Here is an 18,552-nt window from a genome sequence, read left to right as displayed (position 1 = left end):
TTACAACATAACCAAACAAAAAACAAACCCACACACATGTCGACTAAAAAAAATATTCCCGCTTTACCAATATCAAAAAAACTCACCATCGGGCTTTTCGGCTTCGGCGTAGTAGGCAAAGGCCTTTACGAAGTATTGCAAAGCACACCGGCGCTGCAGGCTGGCATCAAAACCATCTGTATCAAAAATGCCGATAAAAAAAGAAGCATACCTGCTGAACATTTCACCACCGATCCACGGGCTATCCTGGAGGATGAAGAAATTAATGTAGTGGTTGAATTGATCGATGATGCGGATGCAGCTTATTCGATCGTGAAAGAAGCATTGCAAAAAGGGAAAGCTGTGGTGAGCGCCAATAAAAAAATGATCGCTGCGCATTTTGAAGAATTGCTGCGTTTGCAATTCGAGCACGAAGCGGCGTTCCTGTATGAAGGCTCTTGTTGCGCCAGCATTCCCATCATCCGCAACCTGGAAGAATATTACGACAACGATCTGTTGTCCTCCGTAAAAGGGATTGTGAATGGCAGTACCAATTTCATTCTTACAAAGATTTTTGAAGAAGGCCTTTCTTTCAAAGATGCCTTGTTGCAGGCGCAGCAACTTGGCTTCGCCGAAAGCAATCCCGCTCTTGATATAGAAGGGCATGATGCGGCAAATAAACTTTCGATACTGCTGGCACATGGTTTTGGTACCATCACCAAACCAACAGAAATATTGTACAATGGCATTACCCCCATTAAAGAAACCGATGCCGAAGTAGCCAAACAAAAGAACCTGCAGATAAAGCTGGTAGCCACTGCCCGCAAAATAAACGACACACAACTGGCCGCATTCGTGCTGCCACAATTTGTGGCAGCGGATGATGAACTGGCAAATGTCAACAACGAATTCAATGGGCTCATCACAGAAAGCAGTTTTGCTGATAAACATTTCTTCAAAGGGCGTGGGGCAGGCGCTTATCCTACAGCAGCGGCCGTATTGAGCGACATCGCGGCATTGCGATATAATTACAAATACGAGTACAAAAAATATTTGCAACAGTCGGGTATCAGCCTCACCAATGATTTTTACCTGAAAGTTTTTGTAAGTGCCACCGACATCAACCTCATCGAAAAAGACGAGTTTGAATGGCTGGAAGAATGGCACAACGAAAGTAATAACAGCTGGGTGGTGGGCATCATACATGCGCAGAAATTATTCTCCGGCAACTGGTGGAAAGAAACCGGGGTATCGCTTATCCTCACCGAGAACCCGATTGTTGAAAACGTAGACTACAGAAAAATAGGTAAAAAAAGCCTGGCACTTGCAGGTGTGTTATAAAGTTTGTTTGGTTTGAAATTAAATATCGGGTCATGGTTTCATGGCCCTTTATTTTTTTAACCTCACGCCATTCGGCGGGACAAGCGCTGGGAACGGGAGTTGAAAAGAGTTTACGCAGAGGTCGAAACCCCTGCGCAAACTCTGTGTACCGATCGCTATCAGCGTTCAAGGCTTTTCGCCTTATATAAAATATCCAAAATACCTCTCCATGCTTTTGGATCTGTATTTTTTACTAAAGCATTTTCAAGATAATAAACCGCATTCTCGTAATCACCCTTTTCGTAATAACCTTCACCAAGGCTGGAAGCCACATTGGACGATTGAGGATACAGGAAATAATTCATTTGAAAAACGGAGATGGCCTCTTTCATCTTTTTTTGCGCCAGCAGCATATAACCCAGGCTATTGAGCTCATACTCGGAATTTACCAAAGGTTTTATCTGTAGTGCAAGACTGCGGATGCTGATATTGGAATCAAGGAGCGTACCATCTGCTATCCATTTATCAACGTTGATGAAGGCCGCATAATTAGGCGTGTAGGATTTTCCCTGTACTATTACCAGCATATCTTTTTCCAATGAAAGTGCGGGAAATTCTACTATGCGGTGGATCTCTTTTCCATTGCGGTAAAAAATGAACGTAGGCACTTTGTAAATGCCCAATCCCGCTTCTTCATGCTGCGGCGATTGTTTGTACAACGAATCGCCGCCGCCTGTTGCGATCAATGTAACTTTTGATAGCGGAAAACCTGCGGCATCCAGCAGTTTCATAAACCGCGGCACTTCACGTTTGCTGTCGCCACACCAGGTTCCGAAAAATATCTTTACACTGATGTCTTTCAGGCTTTCTTTTTTGATCGCCTGCACCGTAGCGGCATTGGGCGTATAGTCATCATAGTTCTTTTTGAACCAGGCATCGTATGGCGCTGTTTCCAATTCAGTTTTTGTGCAAACACCATATAATATTTTAGGCTTATCGTTTGTTGTCTGGGCATTCGAGATCGCTGATACGAATAACAGTACCAGCAGGCTTATATTTTTAAGCATGGGAATTCTTTTAGTAATGAATAAATGAAATCTGTAAGTGATAAAACTTTCTAGTGCTTCGCAATTCAAAATAGTTGCCGGCATGACCCTGTTGAAGGCTTGATTACCTTCAATAGATTTTGCCTTCGGCAAGCCCCGGCTGACAATTTATTAAAATCAAACTGCTGAAAGCATAAAGATCACCCACGCGGAGGTTTATACGGATCATCCCCATGCCCGTTGAGCGTGCGGGTAGTTATGGAAGAAAAAACAGACGTAGAAATATTTTCAGGAAAATCATGAACGGGCATCAAATTATTTCCCGTAAAAAGATCATCCACATAATGATGTACATGGCTTTTTGATGCAGGCAGGTCTTTATCTGTTGCTCTCACATTTTTTAGTTCCGTTTCGCAATCGCACTTGATGGTCGCGGTGCTGAAAGTATTGGCCAGCTTACATTCCAGGTAATTGAATTGCGTTGCATACTGCGATACAGTAAACATCAGCATCAATAATATTACACTTACCTGTTTCAATAAGACTATTTTATCAATGTCATAGACTCTACTGCCATACGTTGATTGAATTCGAAAGCCAGTTTTTTATGGTTCACCGTATCAATGATGGTTCCCACCAGGCAAAGCCCGCCGGTAAAAAAATACAGGATGCCCATTCCGATCTGCCCGGTGATGAAGCGCTGAATACCTGCAGCACAAACGAAACCAAGCAGGCAACAGATGAGGACGGTTTCTGTTTTTTGTCTTTTCCCATTGTACACAGAAATGAAAAGTTTCAGTTTTTCTTCACTCAGGTCGCTGGTGAAAGCCTGTAGGTAAGCCAGTTCATCTGGCTCTATTGCGGGGATGGAAGTTGCTAATACTGTACTCATGAGGCGAATTGTTTTGGGGTAAAAAGAAGTTGTTTTATCCGGTACAAAATGATCAGCACCGCGGGAATACCAAAAATATGTTCCGAAAACGAACGGGCAAAATTGAGGTGAAGCGCTTCGTGAATACTATGCCCGATGCCACAACCGGGGCAACTGTTAAATCCTGCAAAGCGAAAAAGGCACAACGAAGAGGAGGCTGAATCTGTATTCATGAAAAAAAGCACCGGCAAGGCGGCGCCCCAGAATACAAGTTCCAGGTTATTTTTGAGCCAGGCCAAAAGAAAAGAAATATTGATAATACTTTTTTTCAAACGTTGGTTATTAAGCAGTTGATTGTTTATGCTAAAATACTTTTTATTTCTGATATGTATTTTTTTGTTTTTTGAGCAACACTTTGTGTTCCCGGGCAGTCTTTAGTGGACAGACATGTTATCCAGATATAGCAGTTATATTTGCTGCTTAATGGCAGAACATGGAAACAAAACCTACACCTTATAAATAAAAGATTATGATGCTTAAGAAAAAATTAATGATCGCTGCCCTTGCCTTCCTTACGCTGGCGGCCAATATCTCCTGCAGCAACACCCGTAAAAGTATTCCCATCGAAGAAGGCTGGGACCTGCTGGGCGAACAAAAAGTGAATTTTGTACGCGATAAGGATGTGGTGACCGTTTACAATACCAACAAATACACGGCCATCCGGTTTAAAGTGGAGAAAAAAGATATCTATATCAAGGATCTCAAAGTTGTGTACCAGAATGGAGATAAACTTTCTCCGACCATGGATGATAAGGTTGTTGCAGATCAATACAGCCGCGTAATTGAATTGGGGCCGGAAGGCAAGTCGATCAGGAGTGTGGATTTCAAATTCCGCTCAACCGGCAATATCTTAAAAGGCCGGGCCAACGTGCTGATCTTCGGAAAAAGATATGTGCAGCCTTACTAAATAATTTTTTAAAATAAAAACGGGAAGCTAAACACTTCCCGTTTTTTATTGCTACAACCTTTTAATATCAAGTATCTTAACGAAATCGATCATCTGGTCGCCCTTATTTTTTCCCGATTGGATGGAACGCACCACGGGCATCCCTTTAAATACTTTTCCAAAGACCGCATAGCCCAGTCCATCAGGATTGGTTCGTCTGCTGCTGTCGAATTGGGTCTGATTGCCGATGCAAATGAAAAATTCCGTGCTGGCTGAGCCCGGGGTGGTCCGTGCCAGTGAAATGGCGCCGCTGGTGTGCGATAAGCCTGTTTGTCTGGGCGATTCATGATCGATGAATGGCTGCGTGGCCTTTGAAGGATCTGTTTTGTAAACCCCACCCTGTATCAAACCTTCATTGTGATCGGCATCGAGGTCTTCATTTTTTAATACCCGGTAAAAAGCCGCGTCCTTGTAGATGCCTTTATCCACATTTGACAGGAAGCCCGCAACACTTTTCGGTGCTTTATCCGGGTAAAGTTCTACTTCAATATCGCCTGCGGTAGTGCTGATGAGTACGTGCGGCTCTTTGTATTTTTTTGCCGTACAGGAAGCAATTGAACATATGATAACAAATAGAAGGATCTTTTTCATAAGGCAAATTTAATTACTAAATAAATGACGTGTGCAATCCATGACATGGCTGCATCTCCACGTCAAACTGTTTTTATGAAGTCATGTTTTTTCAAGAAAGTAAAGAAGGAATATTGACCGGATCGTTCTCCTTTTAAAGAAAAACCTTTGAAGATGCTTATCCACGCGGCACCCCGGTTATCGGGGTGCTTTTTTTTGCAGCGAAAATTGTTCACTTTTGGGAAATTTTTCTACAGGATATGCTGTTTTAAAAAAGCTAAATACTTCTTTCAAATAGTTGAATTATGGGTGATTTACACTTAAAAAATCGCTTATTACGGTGCAAATAAAAATTCATTTTTGTTATGGCGTGGGAATTGTCTGATGTAGCATAACAATCCGGATATTAAACATGAATCCCGGAAGGATGTTAACCAATTTATTAAAACATAAAAGAAAACGCCATGGCAACGAACGACAAATTAGTAGAAGTGCTGAACGACCTTATCCTTATCAACAACGACAGGATCACAGGTTATGAAAAAGCCAGAAATGAAACCAAAGATATTGATGTGGATCTGCAGGCTATTTTCAGTAAAATGGCCGATGACAGCCGCAAATACAAAACCGAACTGTCAGAAGAAGTAACCCGCCTGGGTGGAGAAATAGCCACAGGAAATACCGGCCTTGGAAAAATTTACCAGGTGTGGATGGATGTGAAAGCAACATTTACGGGCAATGACCGCCAGAGTGCACTGGAATCCTGTGAGTATGGTGAAGATGCTGCACAAAAAGCTTATCGTGATGCTTTGGGTTCCGATGCCGAAATGAGTGCGGATACGAGGCAATTGATCACTTCACAAAAAGCAGATCTGAAATCATCGCACGATACGATCAAAAAACTTAGAGATGCACATAAAGCAGTAAACGCTTGATGAGTGCATAGCTTGAACAAGAAGCCTTCCAATTTCGGGAGGCTTTTTTGTGAACCGTTTAAAAGGTTAAAAAGGTTCAAGAGGTTCAAAAGTTCAAAAAGTTGTTGAAAGCCTGATGGGTTCGAACATTTTGAACCTTTTGAACCTTTGAACTTTTGAACTTTTGAACTTTTGAACTTTTGAACTTTTGAACTTTTGAACTTTTGAACTTTTGAACTCTTGAACTCTTGAACTCTTGAACTCTTGAACCTCTTGAACCTCTTGAACCTCTTGAACGTTTTAAACTTTCGCAAGGATATCCAGGACCGTACCGTACATCACTTCGGCCCCAATTGACAGATCTTCGTAAGAGGCATATTCCAGCGGATTGTGGCTGATGCCATCTTTGCACCGGATGAATATCATTCCATAATCACACGCATAAGACAAAGCCAGGGCATCATGAAAAGGGCCGCTCATCAGTTCTGGCGCCTCCAGCTGTTGCTTTTCGCAATTTGACCGGATAATATCTTTAATCCAATCGGCACAGTACCGCGGTTCGCTGTTGGTATCTTCCGAAATAGTGTACGTAAGCTGATGCTTTTGGGTGATCGCTTCAATTTCTTCCATCAATTGTTTTTCGTAACGATGCCGCCTGCCGAGGTCGATATCGCGTAAGTCGATTGTAAAAGTCACTTCTTCGGCTATGATGTTCCTGCTGGCAGGAAACACATTCATCGTACCTACCGTTCCTACAGTAGGGTTGCCAGGCACCTGTGTGGCGATCTTATTCAAAGCCACTACTATTTCCGCAGCACCCAACAATGCATCTTTCCGAAGCGGCATCGGCACAGAGCCTGCATGCCCTGCCATGCCTTTAAGCGTAACCGTTAGCCATAGAGGCCCGGATATGCCTGTAACGATACCAACAGGTTTTAGTGCAATGTCCAGCACCGGGCCTTGCTCAATATGTAATTCGAGAAAACAAAAAATACGGCCTTTCGCGTATTCGCTTTCACCAAATTTGCCGGTATCACACCCGAAGTCTTTCAATGCCTGTTCCCTGGTGATGCCGTCTTTATCGGCACGCTGCAATTCTCCCTCTTCCAGTTTCCCTAATATGCCCCTTGATCCGAAAAGGCCTTTGTTAAAACGCCAGCCTTCTTCATCCGCAAAAGAAATTACTTCTATCGTACGGTCGGGCTGAATACCATTTTCCGAAAGCGTGGTCACCACTTCAATGGCACATAGAACGCCTGCCACGCCATCAAACCTTCCGCCATATGGCTGCGAATCGAGGTGTGAACCCATCATCAATACAGGCTGCGAGGGGTCTTTCCCCTTAAGCGTACCGATGAGATTACCGAAATTGTCTATCCTTGTTGTCATGCCGGCTTCCTGCATCCAGGAGGCTGCCAGTTCAAACCCCTGTTTTTCAAGAGCGGTATGTGCCGGCCGGCAGGTGCCCGTTTCGCCGATCTTACCGATCAGGCTCATAGCTTCAAAATGCTGTTCAAGGCGGGTTGCATTAATTTTCATAACAAACACTTTTACCAGGTGATGTGGCTGTAAATTGTGGTATTTTCTATCAAAAACAATTATTATATATCCAGTCCACCTACCTTTGAAAATAATAAAAAATTTACATGAAAGCAGTTTTATTTATTCTTTTGAATGTGTTGTTTATACAAGTTGGTTTTGCACAGACGGAAGAAACGATCCATGAATGCAGCAGGAAGGGCATTTTTCACCAGGGCAGCAGCAGTAACAGCACCACTGCAGACTTTCTGCAATATTCCACCATGGATAAATATGATGTAAAATATCTCAAACTCGACCTGAGTGCCGAGCCGGGTAGCAGGTATATTTCCGGCAGTGCGTTAACTGTAGCAAAAGTGCTGCAACCACTGGATTCATTTGTAACGGAATTGCGTAGCAATATGATCGTGGATTCCGTTTTCATCAATGGTATTAAATTACCGTTCACCCGCGGGCAGGATCATATCTTCATCCCTATCGCCCCAGCCCTGGCCGCAGGCACAATGGTGCAGGCAAAAATATTTTACAATGGCACAGCCAGCAGCGCCGGTGTTTATGCAGGTACGGTTGCCAGCAACGGGCTTTCTTACACCGCAACACTTTCCGAAAGTTACCAGGCAAGGGAATGGTTTCCTGCAAAACAATTATTGTACGATAAGATAGATTCCGCAGATATCTGGATCACCACAACCGGCCTGAACAACAGGGTTGGTTCCAACGGAACATTAAAGACCGTAGTGGCACTTTCGGGCAACCGCCAGCAATTTCAATGGAAAACCAATTATGGGATGAGTTATTACATGCCCAGTTTTTCCATTGGAAACTATATGGAATATAAAAATTATGCTAAGCCGGCAGCGATGGCCCCCGATTCGATCCTGGTACAGCATTACATCGTAGACAATCCCACTTATTTCAATTCGGTAAAAACGAATCTTGACAAGACCCCGGCTTTCATTGAAAAATACAGTGAGCTGTATGGATTATATCCTTTCAAAAATGAAAAATATGGCCATGCACATGCTTCTATCGGAGGTGGCATGGAGCATCAGACGATGAGCACGATGAATAGTTTTGGCTCTACCCTCATCGCACACGAACTAGCCCACCAGTGGTTTGGCGATCACGTTACCTGTGCCACCTGGAATGACATCTGGCTGAACGAAGGCTTTGCTACCTACAGCGAATATCTGGCGATAGAAACCTTACCGGCGTTGTTTACTACCACTACCGCAGCAGCATATATGCAAAGTATGCACACCAATGTGTTGTCGTCTGCTACCGGGAGCGTGTATGTTCCACAGGCTTCTATCTTCGACGAAAACAGGATTTTCAGCAGCAGGCTGAGTTATAATAAAGGCGCCGCCATCATTCACACACTGCGCTTCGAAATGCAGAATGATGCATTATTTTTTCAGACGTTAAAGAACTACCAGGACACCTATAAATATAATGTAGCTACTGCCACCGATTTTAAAAATATTGCGGAAGCTACCAGCGGCAAAAACCTTACTGACTTTTTCAATCAATGGTATTACGGTGAAGGTTACCCGACATTTAACATCACTTTCCTGAAAGAAGGAACGGGCACGATCGCTTTGATCGTGAATCAAACGGTGAGCGCTCCATCGATCACACCTTTCTTCAAAGGATTGTACGAATTCACCATCACATCAGCTGCAGGTGATACTACTGTAAAAGTGAACCTCACGGCAAACAACCAGACTTTCAGGTTCAATTACAACAAGACCCCGACAGGTATCATCGTAGATCCCAATAACTGGGTGTTGAACACCACCGGCAGCATCATCAATGCCGGGACCGTGTTGCCAGTGAAACTGGTAAAATTTGAAGGCGAAGTTGATAAAAACTGTAATGCGCTATTAAAATGGTCTGCAGCTAATGAAATAAACGTAGCTGGTTACACGCTCGAATACAGCATAGACAATAGTGTTTTTAAAACTGCAGCAATTGTTCCTGCAAAAAATAATTTGTCTGCAGATTACAACTCAAATTATTCCTTACCGTCGGCTACCACTTACTATTTCAGGTTAAAGACGATGGATAAAAACGGGGATTTTTCCTACAGTAATATTCTAAAATTACAAGGCTACTGCCAGCCTGCATTCTCTGTAAAAGCAGGCCCGATACCATCTTCGGGGCCATTGAACCTTTCGGTAACAATTGCAACTCAGGGAAGGTCAACCATCTGGATTACAAATGCTTTAGGAGAAAAAGTTCACAGCGAAACAAGGTTGTTGAATGCGGGAGAAAATAAATTCTCACTACCTGTATTCCAAAAATTTGCCGCGGGCACGTATTTTTTAAATGTGCAGGATGAGCGGGGAAAAACGATGACAGTAAAATTGATCAAGAATAAATAAAAAATTTCACGCAAAGGCGCAAAGAAAAAAGCAAGAGTGGCAAGGAATATTCTTTGCCACTCTTGCTTTTTTATGTAAAACCTATGGGTTATCTGTGGTCACATCCTGAGCTAATCTTGCATCATCAGGTGTGGTCTCCAGGTCGCGATCCAATGAATACAATGCCTCATCTTTTGCATTTTCGCCACCGGCGATCTTGATCTTATCCAGCAAGCTGATAGCGAGATTTTCTTCTTCTGTCTGTTCTTTTACAAACCATTGCATGAAATTCCATGTAGCCCAATCTTCCTGGTCGTGGCTCAGCTTTACGATCTTATAAATGGAAGTTGTATTATCTACTTCATGCTGAAAAACTTTTTCAAAACAATTATTTACACTTGTCGGATCAGATGGCGGCGCAGGAATAGCCGTGATAGTTACCTTACCGCCACGCTTGAGAATATATTCCAGGATCTTCATCATATGGTTTCTTTCTTCATGCGCATGCCGGAATAAAAAATTGGATATCCCTCCGTATCCGTTGGCATCGGCCCAGGAGCCATATGCAAGGTATATCTGGGAAGCGCTCGCTTCCCTGGTCATCTGTTCGTTAAGCGCTGCTTCTATTGCGGGTGAAAGCCTGTTCGTGTTCATACCATTAAGATTTTAATTTAGAAATGAAATACACAAATCAAACCAAAAAAGAAAAACATGGGCATACAAGATAGCTTCATATGGAAAGCAACAAAAAAAACATCTTCATTGTCATAAAAAATAATTATGCCTAAAGCCCTGAAACTTGATATTCCCGGCAAATGCCACGAAAACTGGGATGCTATGTCCCCGCAGCAGGATGGCCGCTTTTGTGATTCTTGCCAAAAAACTGTCATAGATTTTACCCGGATGACGGATCAGCAACTGGTCAATTTTTTCCAGAATAAGAAGGAAAATGTATGCGGCAGATTGTACCGGCATCAGCTGGATAAGGAACTGGAGATCCCCGCAAAAAAGATCCACTTTCTGAAATACTTCTTTCAATTCACGTTACCTGCTTTATTGTTTTCTTTTAAAGCATCTGCACAGGGTAAACATTCATTGCCGCTGATAAAAACAGAGGCCTTTCCATTCAAAAAGAATTTACTTGTTGAGGCAGAAAACACACAACGGGTAATTTCGGGGATAGTAAAAGATTCCAGTTCGAATGCTATATCATTTGCAACCGTAAGCGTTTCTGGCACGAAGAATATCGTTGTTTCGGATTTTTATGGAAAATTTTCCATCTCAATTAAAAATGACTTTGACAGCCTTTCAGCAAATGCCTATGGATTTTTCGAAACACAAATCGCTTTACCAAAAACAGAAGATAGCATTGTAATCACTCTTAAGAGGAATTTTGAAAAACTGACTGAAGTAGTAGTTGTGGGGGGCATATCACCTTCATATTATCGAAAGAAAGCTAGAAAGATAGCAGCCACTCCTGTCAAAAAAGATAACATCATTTTCATCTATCCAAATCCTGCTAAAGCTGCCGGCTTTCTTACTATTAAATGGGATAGCCTGGTAAAGAGCGATCAGTACATTGAAATCTATGATATTTCAGGCAAATTGGTTCAGTCGGAAATAAGGCATATCAACAATAAAAGTTCACAGGAAAAAATCAACCTGAATTTGTTGCAGGCAGGACATTATGTAATAAAAATAACTGACGCAAAAACCAACAAATCACAATCCTTGAATTTTATTGCAGAATGATTGTACAATAACCAATAGTATTTTCTATCCAAAGGAACTATTGTCAATTATCCATTATCCATTATTTAATGATCATTCAATGGCAACCCTTTCTCCTGGAACTGTTTCCAGTTGAGGTATTCGGGCGCTACGCGATGTTCTTCCATTGTGATACAATCCGTAACAGGGCACATCAGCTGGCAAAGATTGCAACCCACACATTCTTCTTCCTTGATGGTATAAGTATTATATGGCTTGCCATATTCGAGGTTGATCGATTGGTGTGACGTGTCTTCACAGGCGATATAACATAGTCCGCAGTGCACACATTTATCCTGGTTGATATGAGCGATGTGGTGATAATTGATATCCAGGTCTTCCCAATGGGTGATATTGTTTACCGACTTCCCGATAAAATCATCCAGCTTTTTAAATCCGCGATCATCCATCCAGTTGATCATCCCTTCACACATATCTTCCACGATGCGGAAACCATGTTTCATGGCCGCCGTGCATACCTGTACATTGGAAGCGCCCAGCAGCATGAACTCCACGGCATCTTTCCAGGTGCTTACGCCACCGATGCCAGATATCGGCACTTTATTCGTCACTTCATTTTGTGCAATGGTGGTCAGGAATTTCAACGCGATCGGTTTTACAGCCGGGCCACAATACCCCCCAAAAACACTTTTGCCGGCCACATAAGGATTCGGCACCAATGTATCAAGATCCACGCCGGTAACAGATTGTATGGTATTGATCAACGACAGGCCATTCGTTCCTGCTTGCACTACTGCTTTACCGGTTGGCACCACAGAGTGAACATTGGGCGTCAGTTTGGTTATGACAGGGATCGTCGCTTTTTCCATCACCCACTCCACTACCATTTTCGCTATCTCCGGATCCTGCCCTACAGCCGCTCCCATGCCACGTTCCGTCATTCCGTGGGGACAACCGAAATTCAATTCAACTCCATGAGCACCGGTATCTTCCACTTTCCTGATCAACTCATGCCAGCTATCGCGGTCGTTATCGGCCATGAGGGAAATCACCATCGCCCTGTCGGGGAATAATTTTATACATTCTTCAATCTCCCGCAGGTTGATGTGCAGGGGCCTGTCGCTGATGAGCTCGATGTTGTTGAAGCCCATCACTTTTTGTCCGCCATAATTTACCGCCGAATACCTCGATGAAACATTTTTCACCTGCGAGCCCAATGTTTTCCATACTACTCCGCCCCACCCTGCTTCGAATGCACGGAGCACATTGATTTTTTTATCCGTCGGCGGTGCACTCGCCAGCCAAAATGGATTGGGAGATTTGATGCCGAGAAAATCTGAAGATATGTCTGCCATGTTGCTATTTTTTTGCCACGAATGCACGAATAATATTTTATAAATTCGTTATGAGTGACTATTTATTTAAGTATATATTATTATGATAATTATTTTTTCCTGGTATTTATTCGTGCATTCCTGGAAATATGTTTACGCCTAGTATAGTATTCTCTTGCATTCTAACTTATCTCTGCCGAAATTTATCAATATGGCAAGTTTTAAATCTGAGACTTTCAAATAATTTATCGCCTGCGATATATGTTCGTCCGTTAATCCTTTTACGCATTTTATCTCCAATATTATTTTTTCCATTACAACAAAATCGGCATAAAAAGTATGCTCTAATGGAACACCGAAATAATGCACCAGGTATTCTTTTTCTCTTTCAAAAAATATCTTATTCGAAAGAAGTTCAATCGTTAAAGCATCTTTATAAACTATCTCAGAAAATCCATGCCCCAACTCATTATGTATTCTCATGCACAATCCAACAATCTGATAATATTCATCCTTATATAAAATATCCGTCATTAGATTCAACTTTTCATTCGTGCATTCGTGGCAATGTATTCGAGAATGCTTGTTGCTCCATCCTTTCCTGCCTGCACTGCATCCACTACTTCTTTGCCGCCGTTCACACAATCGCCGCCGGCGAAAACGCCCTCTAAGTTTGTAGCAGCATTGTTTACGCTGATCTTTCCATTTTTATTTTCCAGCTGATGTTTCATCACCACGTATTCGTACGGCATTTGCCCTGCGGCTTTTATCACCATATCCACTTCCAGGATAAATTGTTTGTCGGTGGGAACCGGCGAACGGCGGCCACTTGCATCGGGCTCCCCTAATTCCATCACTTCCGCGATGAGTGAAGTCACTTTGCCCTCCGTACCGAGTATTTCTTTTGGCGCAGTCAGCCAGATCACATTGCAGCCATCGAGTTTTGCAATATCCAGTTCGGCCTGGGTACAGGGCATTTCTTCCTGCGTACGCCGGTAGAGCATCGTTACTTCCTTTGCTCCAAGGCGTTTGGCCTGCGTAGCGGCATCAATGGCCGTCATGCCCATTCCGATCACCGCAACTTTATCGCCTACGGCAACATTTTCAAAACCCTTGTTGCGGATATTATAAATAAAACTGATCGCATCTTCTACTCCTTCAAATTCCTCCCCCGGAATTTCCAATTGCCGTGCAAGGCCTACTCCGAACCCTAAAAAAACGGCATCAAATTTTTCCCGCAATTCCTGCAGGGTAATATTCCTTCCCAGTTCCTGTTCGTATTTTATGGAAATTCCGCCGATGGAGGTGATATAATCCACTTCATCTTCGCAAAACTGTGGCGTCACTTTGTATGCGGCAATTCCGTAAGTCATCAGTCCGCCACCGAGTTTTTCTTTTTCAAAGACCGTTACATCCACCCCCTCACGGCTAAGCATGTGCGCACAACTCAATCCTGCCGGCCCGGCACCTATCACCGCTACTTTTTTGCCTGTGGTTTCTTTACGTTGAAACAGTTGCCATTTGTTCTTCATAGCGATCTCCGTACTGTATCGCTGAAGTTTCGCGATCGGTATCGGCGGCTCATCCATCAGGTTGTAAACGCAACTGCCTTCGCATAATTTTTCTACCGGGCAAACTTTACTGCACCCCGCCCCCATTATGTTGGATAGAAAAATGGTATGCGCACTTCCTTTTACATTATCGGTCACGATCTGCTTGATGAATTTTGGCACGTTGATGCTGGTCGGACATGCTTTGATACAAGGAGCATCATAGCAAAAAAGACAACGGTTGGCTTCCACAATAGCTGCATCCTTCGTTTCGAAAGGCGGATGAATATCAGAGAAATTCTCCTGGTATTGTTCAGGTGAAAGTCTGTTTGCTTTAATCATATAAAAAGTTTAGGGATCAGAGATTAGAGTTTAGCATTTAAGTACTCCTAAACGCTAAGCTCTAAACTATAATTCTGTTATTTTTCCATAAGTTTCCGGACGACGATCGCGGAAGAATTGCCATTTGCTGCGTACCTGCTCAATCACGTCGAGATCAAATTCTGCCACCAGCAATTCGTCTTTGTCTTCCGATGCGCTTGCGATGATCTCCCCCAAAGGGTTTACAAAATAAGAAGTGCCATAAAACCTGCCGAGGTTCCATGGCGCTTCTGTACCTACACGATTGATACATCCCATAAAATAACCGTTAGCAACGGCATGTGCAGGCTGTTCGAGTTTCCATAAATACTGCGACTGGCCAACAGTTGTCGCCGAAGGATTGTAAACTATTTCCGCGCCATTCAGCCCGAGGCATCTTGCCCCGTCGGGGAAGTGGCGGTCGTAACAGATGTATACTCCCACTTTGGCATACTTCGTTTCAAATACCGGATAACCAAGGTTTCCGGGTTTGAAAAAGAATTTTTCCCAGAAGCCGCCCGTATGCGGAATATGATTCTTCCGGTACTTGCCGAGATAAGTGCCATCGGCATCTATCACTGCTGCTGTATTGTACAACACCCCGGCCTGTTCTTTTTCATAAACAGGAACGATGATAACCATGTTGTATTTTTTTGCGTAAGCAGCCATACGGTCAGTGGTTGGCCCGGGAACAGTTTCTGCGGAAGCGTACCAGGCCGCATCCTGCCCGGGACAGAAATACGGCGTGTTGAATATTTCCTGGAAACACAATATCTGCACACCTTGTCTGCCCGCCTCTTCAATCAACGGAATGTGTTTTTCTTCCATCGCCTGCATGATCTCCGCGATCGTTCCTTCGCCTTCCGTTTTGGGAAGCGACATCTGAATGAGTCCTGACTTTACTAATCTTGGCATTTGTAAAATTTGATTTTTTACCGCAGAGAACAGAGAAAACGGAGTTTACGCAGAGTTCTCCAGAGTGAAATTAAATTACCTGTGAAACCTTATTTCTTTTAATGAATTTACCAAACCCTTTACCGATCAGGCATTCGTTATTATCAATAGCGATCGTACCACGCAACAAAACCGTTTTCACTTTGCCTGTTACTTCCCAGCCTTCATAGCCACTATAATCTACATTCATGTGGTGTGTAGCCGCAGAGAGTGAATGTTTTTCATTGGGATCGAAGAGCACGATATCTGCATCGCTCCCGACAGCGATCGTTCCCTTGCGGGGGAACATGCCGAATATTTTTGCCGGATTTGTACACGCAACTTCCACAAATTTGTTGAGCGTGATGCGGCCTTTCGCTACTCCTTCGCTATACAATAGCTCCATCCTGTTTTCTACTGCCGGATGCCCATTTGGTATCTTACTGAAATCATCACGTCCCATCAGTTTTTGTTCCCACATGAATGGACAATGATCTGTGGCCACCACATTTACAATACCCTGATTGATGCCCGCCCACAAAGTCTCCTGGTCTTTCTTTTCGCGGAGCGGCGGGCTCATCACCCATTTGGCCCCTTCAAAATCTTTTTCATACAAGGATGCATCAAGGATCAGGTACTGTATGCAGGTTTCTACAAACACTTTCTGATTGCGGCGGGTGGCGTTGCGAACTGCATTCAGTGCACCTTCGCAGGTAAGGTGTACAATGTAGCCCGGGCATTTTGTATAATTGATCATGTCTACAAAACGTTCACTGGCTTCGGCCTCCGTCACTTCGGGCTGCGAGAGATAATGATAAAGCGGAGCCAGCTTTCCTTCTTCCCGGTTTTTTTGAGTAAGGTAATCGATCATGTCGCCATTAGTAGCATGTACATTTATCAACCCGCCATGCTGTTTCACTTCTTCCATCAACCCGATCATCTGGCGATCATCGATCATCAATGCACCTTTATAAGCCATGAAGGTTTTAAACGAAGTGATCCCTTCTTCTTCAATAAAATGGCGGATCTCTTTTTTGGTGTTGTCGTTAAAATCCGTAACGGCCATGTGGAAACTATAATCTCCCACGCAATTGTGATCACTTCTGCCTTTCCATTCTTTTAAAGCATCTTTAAGGGTATTGCCTTGTTTTTGTAAAATAAAATCTATGAGCATGGTAGTACCGCCGTACAATGCAGCACGGGTGCCGGTTTCGTAACTATCGCTGCTGAAAGTGCCCATGAATGGCATATCGAGATGCACATGCGGATCTATGCCACCCGGAAAAACAAGTTTACCTGTAGCATCAATTTCTTTATCGGCTTTCACGTCCAGTTTTTTCCCGATAGACCTGATGGTTTCCCCTTCAATGAAAATATCGGCGATATAATCGTCCGTAGCTGTTATAATCCTTCCGTTTTTGATCAATACTGACATACCATAATTTTTATTTGCTTTTTTCTCTTTCTTTGCCCTTTGTTTTCTCTGCGCCTTTCCTTGAAACATTTTCATCAGGAAAAATATGCCGGTTAACTTTTTCTTTTCATCAAGAGCCAATAAACTATTCCACTCACGGCAAAACCCACAAACCACGCATAATTATATAAATGCGCAATCCACTGGGGAAATGCGGTGGCGGAGATGACTTTTATCTGCAGCAGAAAACCGGGAACGTTGGGCAATATACCCAGCACCAATGCGATCAACGCTACGTTGTTGTAGCCGTTGCCAAATCCATACATTCCTTTGTGGCTGTACAATTCATCTACTGCAAGCTGTTGTTTCCTGATAAAAAAATAATCTGCTATCATAATGCCTCCAACAGGACCGAGCAGGCTGGAGTATGCGATGAGCCAGGTAAAAATATAACCATTGGGATCGGCGATCAGTTTCCAGGGAAAGATCAGTATGCCGATGATGCCGGTGATATATCCGCCGGTGCGGAAATTTATCTTTGCGGGAGCAAGGTTTGCAAAATCATTTGCCGGGCTCACAATATTTGCTGCGATGTTGGTAGCAAGTGTAGAGATCGCGATGGCGACCATCACAAAACTGATGAGTAGTTTATTGGTAAAATGCCCTGCCAGTTCCATGGGATCCCAGATGGTATTCTGGTAAATGATGGTGGTGGACAGGGTAACCACGATGGCGATAAAAGAAAACAATGTCATGGACGGGGGAAGGCCAATGATCTGTCCGTTGATCTGCGCTTTTTGATTTTTTGCATAACGCGTAAAATCAGTGATGTTTAACGAAACCGTTGCCCAGAAGCCCACCACACCGGTTAGTGCCGGAAAAAAGAACCTGAAGAATTCTTTTGAAGAAACAAAGGAAGATGTTTGATTTAATATATTCCCCAACCCATTGGCGGATGATATTGCCCAGAAAAGCAGCGCCAGTGCAGCCAATGGCAGGAAGAATGCTTTGAAGACCAGTAATTTTTTTATGCTGTCGACACCCAGGTAGATCACCCACATGTTCAGCAGCCAGAAGAGAAAAAAGCAGATGGCCGGGCCGGTTGCCAGGCCGAATGAATCGGGAAAGATCTGTGGTAATGTGCCGAGAGAAGGGAACCAAAGCACGAGCATCTTGTAAATGGAGTCGCCGCCGATCCATGTCTGTATACCAAACCAACCGCAGGCTACTATCGCCCTGAGCATTGCCGGGATGTTGGCGCCTTTTGTACCAAAACTCGCTCTTGCAAAAACGGGGAATGGAATTCCATATTTAGCGCCGGCATGGCCATTCAATATCATGGGGATCAACACCACTACATTTCCAATGAGGATGGTAAGGATCGCCTGCCACCAGTTCATCCCGCCTTTTATCAACGAACCCGCGAGCAGGTACGTAGGAATGCACAGGCACATGCTGATCCACAGGGCCGCATAGTTCCATGTACCCCAGCTCCGCTTGTTTTGCGGAATGGGCGCAAGATCCTCGTTGATCAGGGATGAAGCCGCCTGATCCCCCAAGGGGGAACTGGCAGCGGTCAATATTTTAGCTGTTGAGTCAGGCATTAACATCCGGGTCTTGAA

At 43.6% G+C, this 18,552-nt stretch carries 18 protein-coding genes; 5 read left to right on the top strand and 13 right to left on the bottom strand.

The annotated features are described in order from the left end of the window. Positions 1–36: 36 nt before the first annotated feature. Positions 37–1,320 (top strand): homoserine dehydrogenase, encoded by a 1,284-nt coding sequence (locus tag EGI32_RS12510; RefSeq protein ID WP_255155698.1) that lies wholly within the window; start codon positions 37–39, stop codon positions 1,318–1,320. Positions 1,321–1,478: 158 nt separating this feature from the next. Here EGI32_RS12510 and EGI32_RS12505 read toward each other — a convergent pair whose 3' ends face one another. The 4 genes from EGI32_RS12505 to EGI32_RS12490 all read right to left on the bottom strand — a co-directional run bounded on the left by EGI32_RS12505 (position 1,479) and on the right by EGI32_RS12490 (position 3,548). After that, positions 1,479–2,366 (bottom strand): thioredoxin family protein, encoded by an 888-nt coding sequence (locus EGI32_RS12505; RefSeq protein ID WP_255155697.1) that lies wholly within the window; start codon positions 2,364–2,366, stop codon positions 1,479–1,481. Positions 2,367–2,545: 179 nt separating this feature from the next. After that, positions 2,546–2,884: a hypothetical protein gene (locus EGI32_RS12500; protein ID WP_255155696.1), complete on the bottom strand. Its 339-nt coding sequence runs from the start codon at positions 2,882–2,884 to the stop codon at positions 2,546–2,548. A 5-nt stretch (positions 2,885–2,889) separates the two neighbouring features. Next, positions 2,890–3,237 carry a TM2 domain-containing protein gene (locus tag EGI32_RS12495; protein ID WP_255155695.1) on the bottom strand — a complete coding sequence of 116 codons (348 nt, stop codon included), beginning with the start codon at positions 3,235–3,237 and terminating at the stop codon, positions 2,890–2,892. Continuing rightward, positions 3,234–3,548, bottom strand: a complete 315-nt coding sequence (locus tag EGI32_RS12490; RefSeq protein WP_255155694.1) for a DUF2752 domain-containing protein — start codon at positions 3,546–3,548, stop codon at positions 3,234–3,236. Before EGI32_RS12490 ends, EGI32_RS12495 begins: the two co-directional genes overlap by 4 nt. A gap of 197 nt (positions 3,549–3,745) precedes the next feature. On the opposite strand from EGI32_RS12490, the gene EGI32_RS12485 reads away from it, so the two are divergent. Further along, positions 3,746–4,183, top strand: coding sequence for a hypothetical protein (locus EGI32_RS12485; protein WP_255155693.1), 438 nt, complete (start codon positions 3,746–3,748; stop codon positions 4,181–4,183). 51 nt (positions 4,184–4,234) lie between these two features. On the opposite strand, the gene EGI32_RS12480 is transcribed toward EGI32_RS12485, so the two are convergent. Further along, entirely contained in the window at positions 4,235–4,813 is a 579-nt protein-coding gene (locus EGI32_RS12480; protein WP_255155692.1) for a peptidylprolyl isomerase, read from the bottom strand. 443 nt (positions 4,814–5,256) lie between these two features. Here EGI32_RS12480 and EGI32_RS12475 point away from each other — a divergent pair, with 443 nt between their 5' ends. Further along, positions 5,257–5,727, top strand: a complete 471-nt coding sequence (locus tag EGI32_RS12475) for a PA2169 family four-helix-bundle protein (RefSeq protein WP_255155691.1) — start codon at positions 5,257–5,259, stop codon at positions 5,725–5,727. Positions 5,728–6,006: 279 nt separating this feature from the next. Here the strand turns inward: EGI32_RS12475 and EGI32_RS12470 are convergent, their stop codons facing one another. Beyond that, positions 6,007–7,245: a M20 family metallo-hydrolase gene (locus tag EGI32_RS12470; protein ID WP_255155690.1), complete on the bottom strand. Its 1,239-nt coding sequence runs from the start codon at positions 7,243–7,245 to the stop codon at positions 6,007–6,009. Between the two features lie 107 nt (positions 7,246–7,352). On the opposite strand from EGI32_RS12470, the gene EGI32_RS12465 reads away from it, so the two are divergent. Next, on the top strand, positions 7,353–9,629 hold the full coding sequence (locus EGI32_RS12465) for a M1 family aminopeptidase (protein WP_255155689.1): 2,277 nt from the start codon (positions 7,353–7,355) through the stop codon (positions 9,627–9,629). An 81-nt stretch (positions 9,630–9,710) separates the two neighbouring features. Here the strand turns inward: EGI32_RS12465 and EGI32_RS12460 are convergent, their stop codons facing one another. Next, a complete protein-coding gene (locus EGI32_RS12460; protein WP_255155688.1) occupies positions 9,711–10,262 on the bottom strand; it encodes a ferritin in 552 nt (183 codons plus the stop codon). Between the two features lie 402 nt (positions 10,263–10,664). On the opposite strand from EGI32_RS12460, the gene EGI32_RS12455 reads away from it, so the two are divergent. Next, positions 10,665–11,360 (top strand): T9SS type A sorting domain-containing protein, encoded by a 696-nt coding sequence (locus EGI32_RS12455; protein ID WP_255155687.1) that lies wholly within the window; start codon positions 10,665–10,667, stop codon positions 11,358–11,360. A 65-nt stretch (positions 11,361–11,425) separates the two neighbouring features. Here EGI32_RS12455 and preA read toward each other — a convergent pair whose 3' ends face one another. The 6 genes from preA to EGI32_RS12425 form a co-directional block, all read right to left on the bottom strand. Beyond that, complete coding sequence (gene preA / locus EGI32_RS12450; protein ID WP_255155686.1) at positions 11,426–12,694, bottom strand: NAD-dependent dihydropyrimidine dehydrogenase subunit PreA; 1,269 nt, start codon at positions 12,692–12,694, stop codon at positions 11,426–11,428. Positions 12,695–12,832: 138 nt separating this feature from the next. Further along, the gene (locus tag EGI32_RS12445; RefSeq protein WP_255155685.1) at positions 12,833–13,207 is read right to left on the bottom strand and encodes a GxxExxY protein; all 375 of its coding nucleotides are present in this window, start codon (positions 13,205–13,207) and stop codon (positions 12,833–12,835) included. A gap of 5 nt (positions 13,208–13,212) precedes the next feature. Beyond that, entirely contained in the window at positions 13,213–14,565 is a 1,353-nt protein-coding gene (locus EGI32_RS12440) for an NAD(P)-dependent oxidoreductase (protein ID WP_255155684.1), read from the bottom strand. A gap of 66 nt (positions 14,566–14,631) precedes the next feature. Next, positions 14,632–15,498, bottom strand: a complete 867-nt coding sequence (locus tag EGI32_RS12435) for a nitrilase-related carbon-nitrogen hydrolase (protein WP_255155683.1) — start codon at positions 15,496–15,498, stop codon at positions 14,632–14,634. Positions 15,499–15,568: 70 nt separating this feature from the next. After that, complete coding sequence (gene hydA / locus EGI32_RS12430; RefSeq protein WP_255155682.1) at positions 15,569–16,951, bottom strand: dihydropyrimidinase; 1,383 nt, start codon at positions 16,949–16,951, stop codon at positions 15,569–15,571. Between the two features lie 92 nt (positions 16,952–17,043). Further along, the gene (locus tag EGI32_RS12425; protein WP_255155681.1) at positions 17,044–18,534 is read right to left on the bottom strand and encodes an NCS1 family nucleobase:cation symporter-1; all 1,491 of its coding nucleotides are present in this window, start codon (positions 18,532–18,534) and stop codon (positions 17,044–17,046) included. Between the last annotated feature and the right edge of the window lie 18 nt (positions 18,535–18,552).

This window comes from Ferruginibacter sp. HRS2-29 (assembly GCF_024343615.1).
Classification (GTDB): Bacteria; Bacteroidota; Bacteroidia; order Chitinophagales; family Chitinophagaceae; genus Ferruginibacter.
Note: the sequence above shows the minus strand (reverse complement) of the source record. Positions and strands in the feature narration are given on the sequence as shown.

What these genes read in the sequence shown, in the direction of transcription:
- EGI32_RS12510 (WP_255155698.1), top strand. Translation starts at nt 37, where the DNA reads ATGTCGACTAAAAAAAATATTCCCGCTTTACCAATATCAAAAAAACTC.
- EGI32_RS12505 (WP_255155697.1), bottom strand. Translation starts at nt 2,366, where the DNA reads ATGCTTAAAAATATAAGCCTGCTGGTACTGTTATTCGTATCAGCGATC.
- EGI32_RS12495 (WP_255155695.1), bottom strand. Translation starts at nt 3,237, where the DNA reads ATGAGTACAGTATTAGCAACTTCCATCCCCGCAATAGAGCCAGATGAA.
- EGI32_RS12485 (WP_255155693.1), top strand. Translation starts at nt 3,746, where the DNA reads ATGATGCTTAAGAAAAAATTAATGATCGCTGCCCTTGCCTTCCTTACG.
- EGI32_RS12480 (WP_255155692.1), bottom strand. Translation starts at nt 4,813, where the DNA reads ATGAAAAAGATCCTTCTATTTGTTATCATATGTTCAATTGCTTCCTGT.
- EGI32_RS12475 (WP_255155691.1), top strand. Translation starts at nt 5,257, where the DNA reads ATGGCAACGAACGACAAATTAGTAGAAGTGCTGAACGACCTTATCCTT.
- EGI32_RS12470 (WP_255155690.1), bottom strand. Translation starts at nt 7,245, where the DNA reads ATGAAAATTAATGCAACCCGCCTTGAACAGCATTTTGAAGCTATGAGC.
- EGI32_RS12465 (WP_255155689.1), top strand. Translation starts at nt 7,353, where the DNA reads ATGAAAGCAGTTTTATTTATTCTTTTGAATGTGTTGTTTATACAAGTT.
- EGI32_RS12460 (WP_255155688.1), bottom strand. Translation starts at nt 10,262, where the DNA reads ATGAACACGAACAGGCTTTCACCCGCAATAGAAGCAGCGCTTAACGAA.
- preA (WP_255155686.1), bottom strand. Translation starts at nt 12,694, where the DNA reads ATGGCAGACATATCTTCAGATTTTCTCGGCATCAAATCTCCCAATCCA.
- EGI32_RS12445 (WP_255155685.1), bottom strand. Translation starts at nt 13,207, where the DNA reads ATGACGGATATTTTATATAAGGATGAATATTATCAGATTGTTGGATTG.
- EGI32_RS12440 (WP_255155684.1), bottom strand. Translation starts at nt 14,565, where the DNA reads ATGATTAAAGCAAACAGACTTTCACCTGAACAATACCAGGAGAATTTC.
- EGI32_RS12435 (WP_255155683.1), bottom strand. Translation starts at nt 15,498, where the DNA reads ATGCCAAGATTAGTAAAGTCAGGACTCATTCAGATGTCGCTTCCCAAA.
- hydA (WP_255155682.1), bottom strand. Translation starts at nt 16,951, where the DNA reads ATGTCAGTATTGATCAAAAACGGAAGGATTATAACAGCTACGGACGAT.
- EGI32_RS12425 (WP_255155681.1), bottom strand. Translation starts at nt 18,534, where the DNA reads ATGCCTGACTCAACAGCTAAAATATTGACCGCTGCCAGTTCCCCCTTG.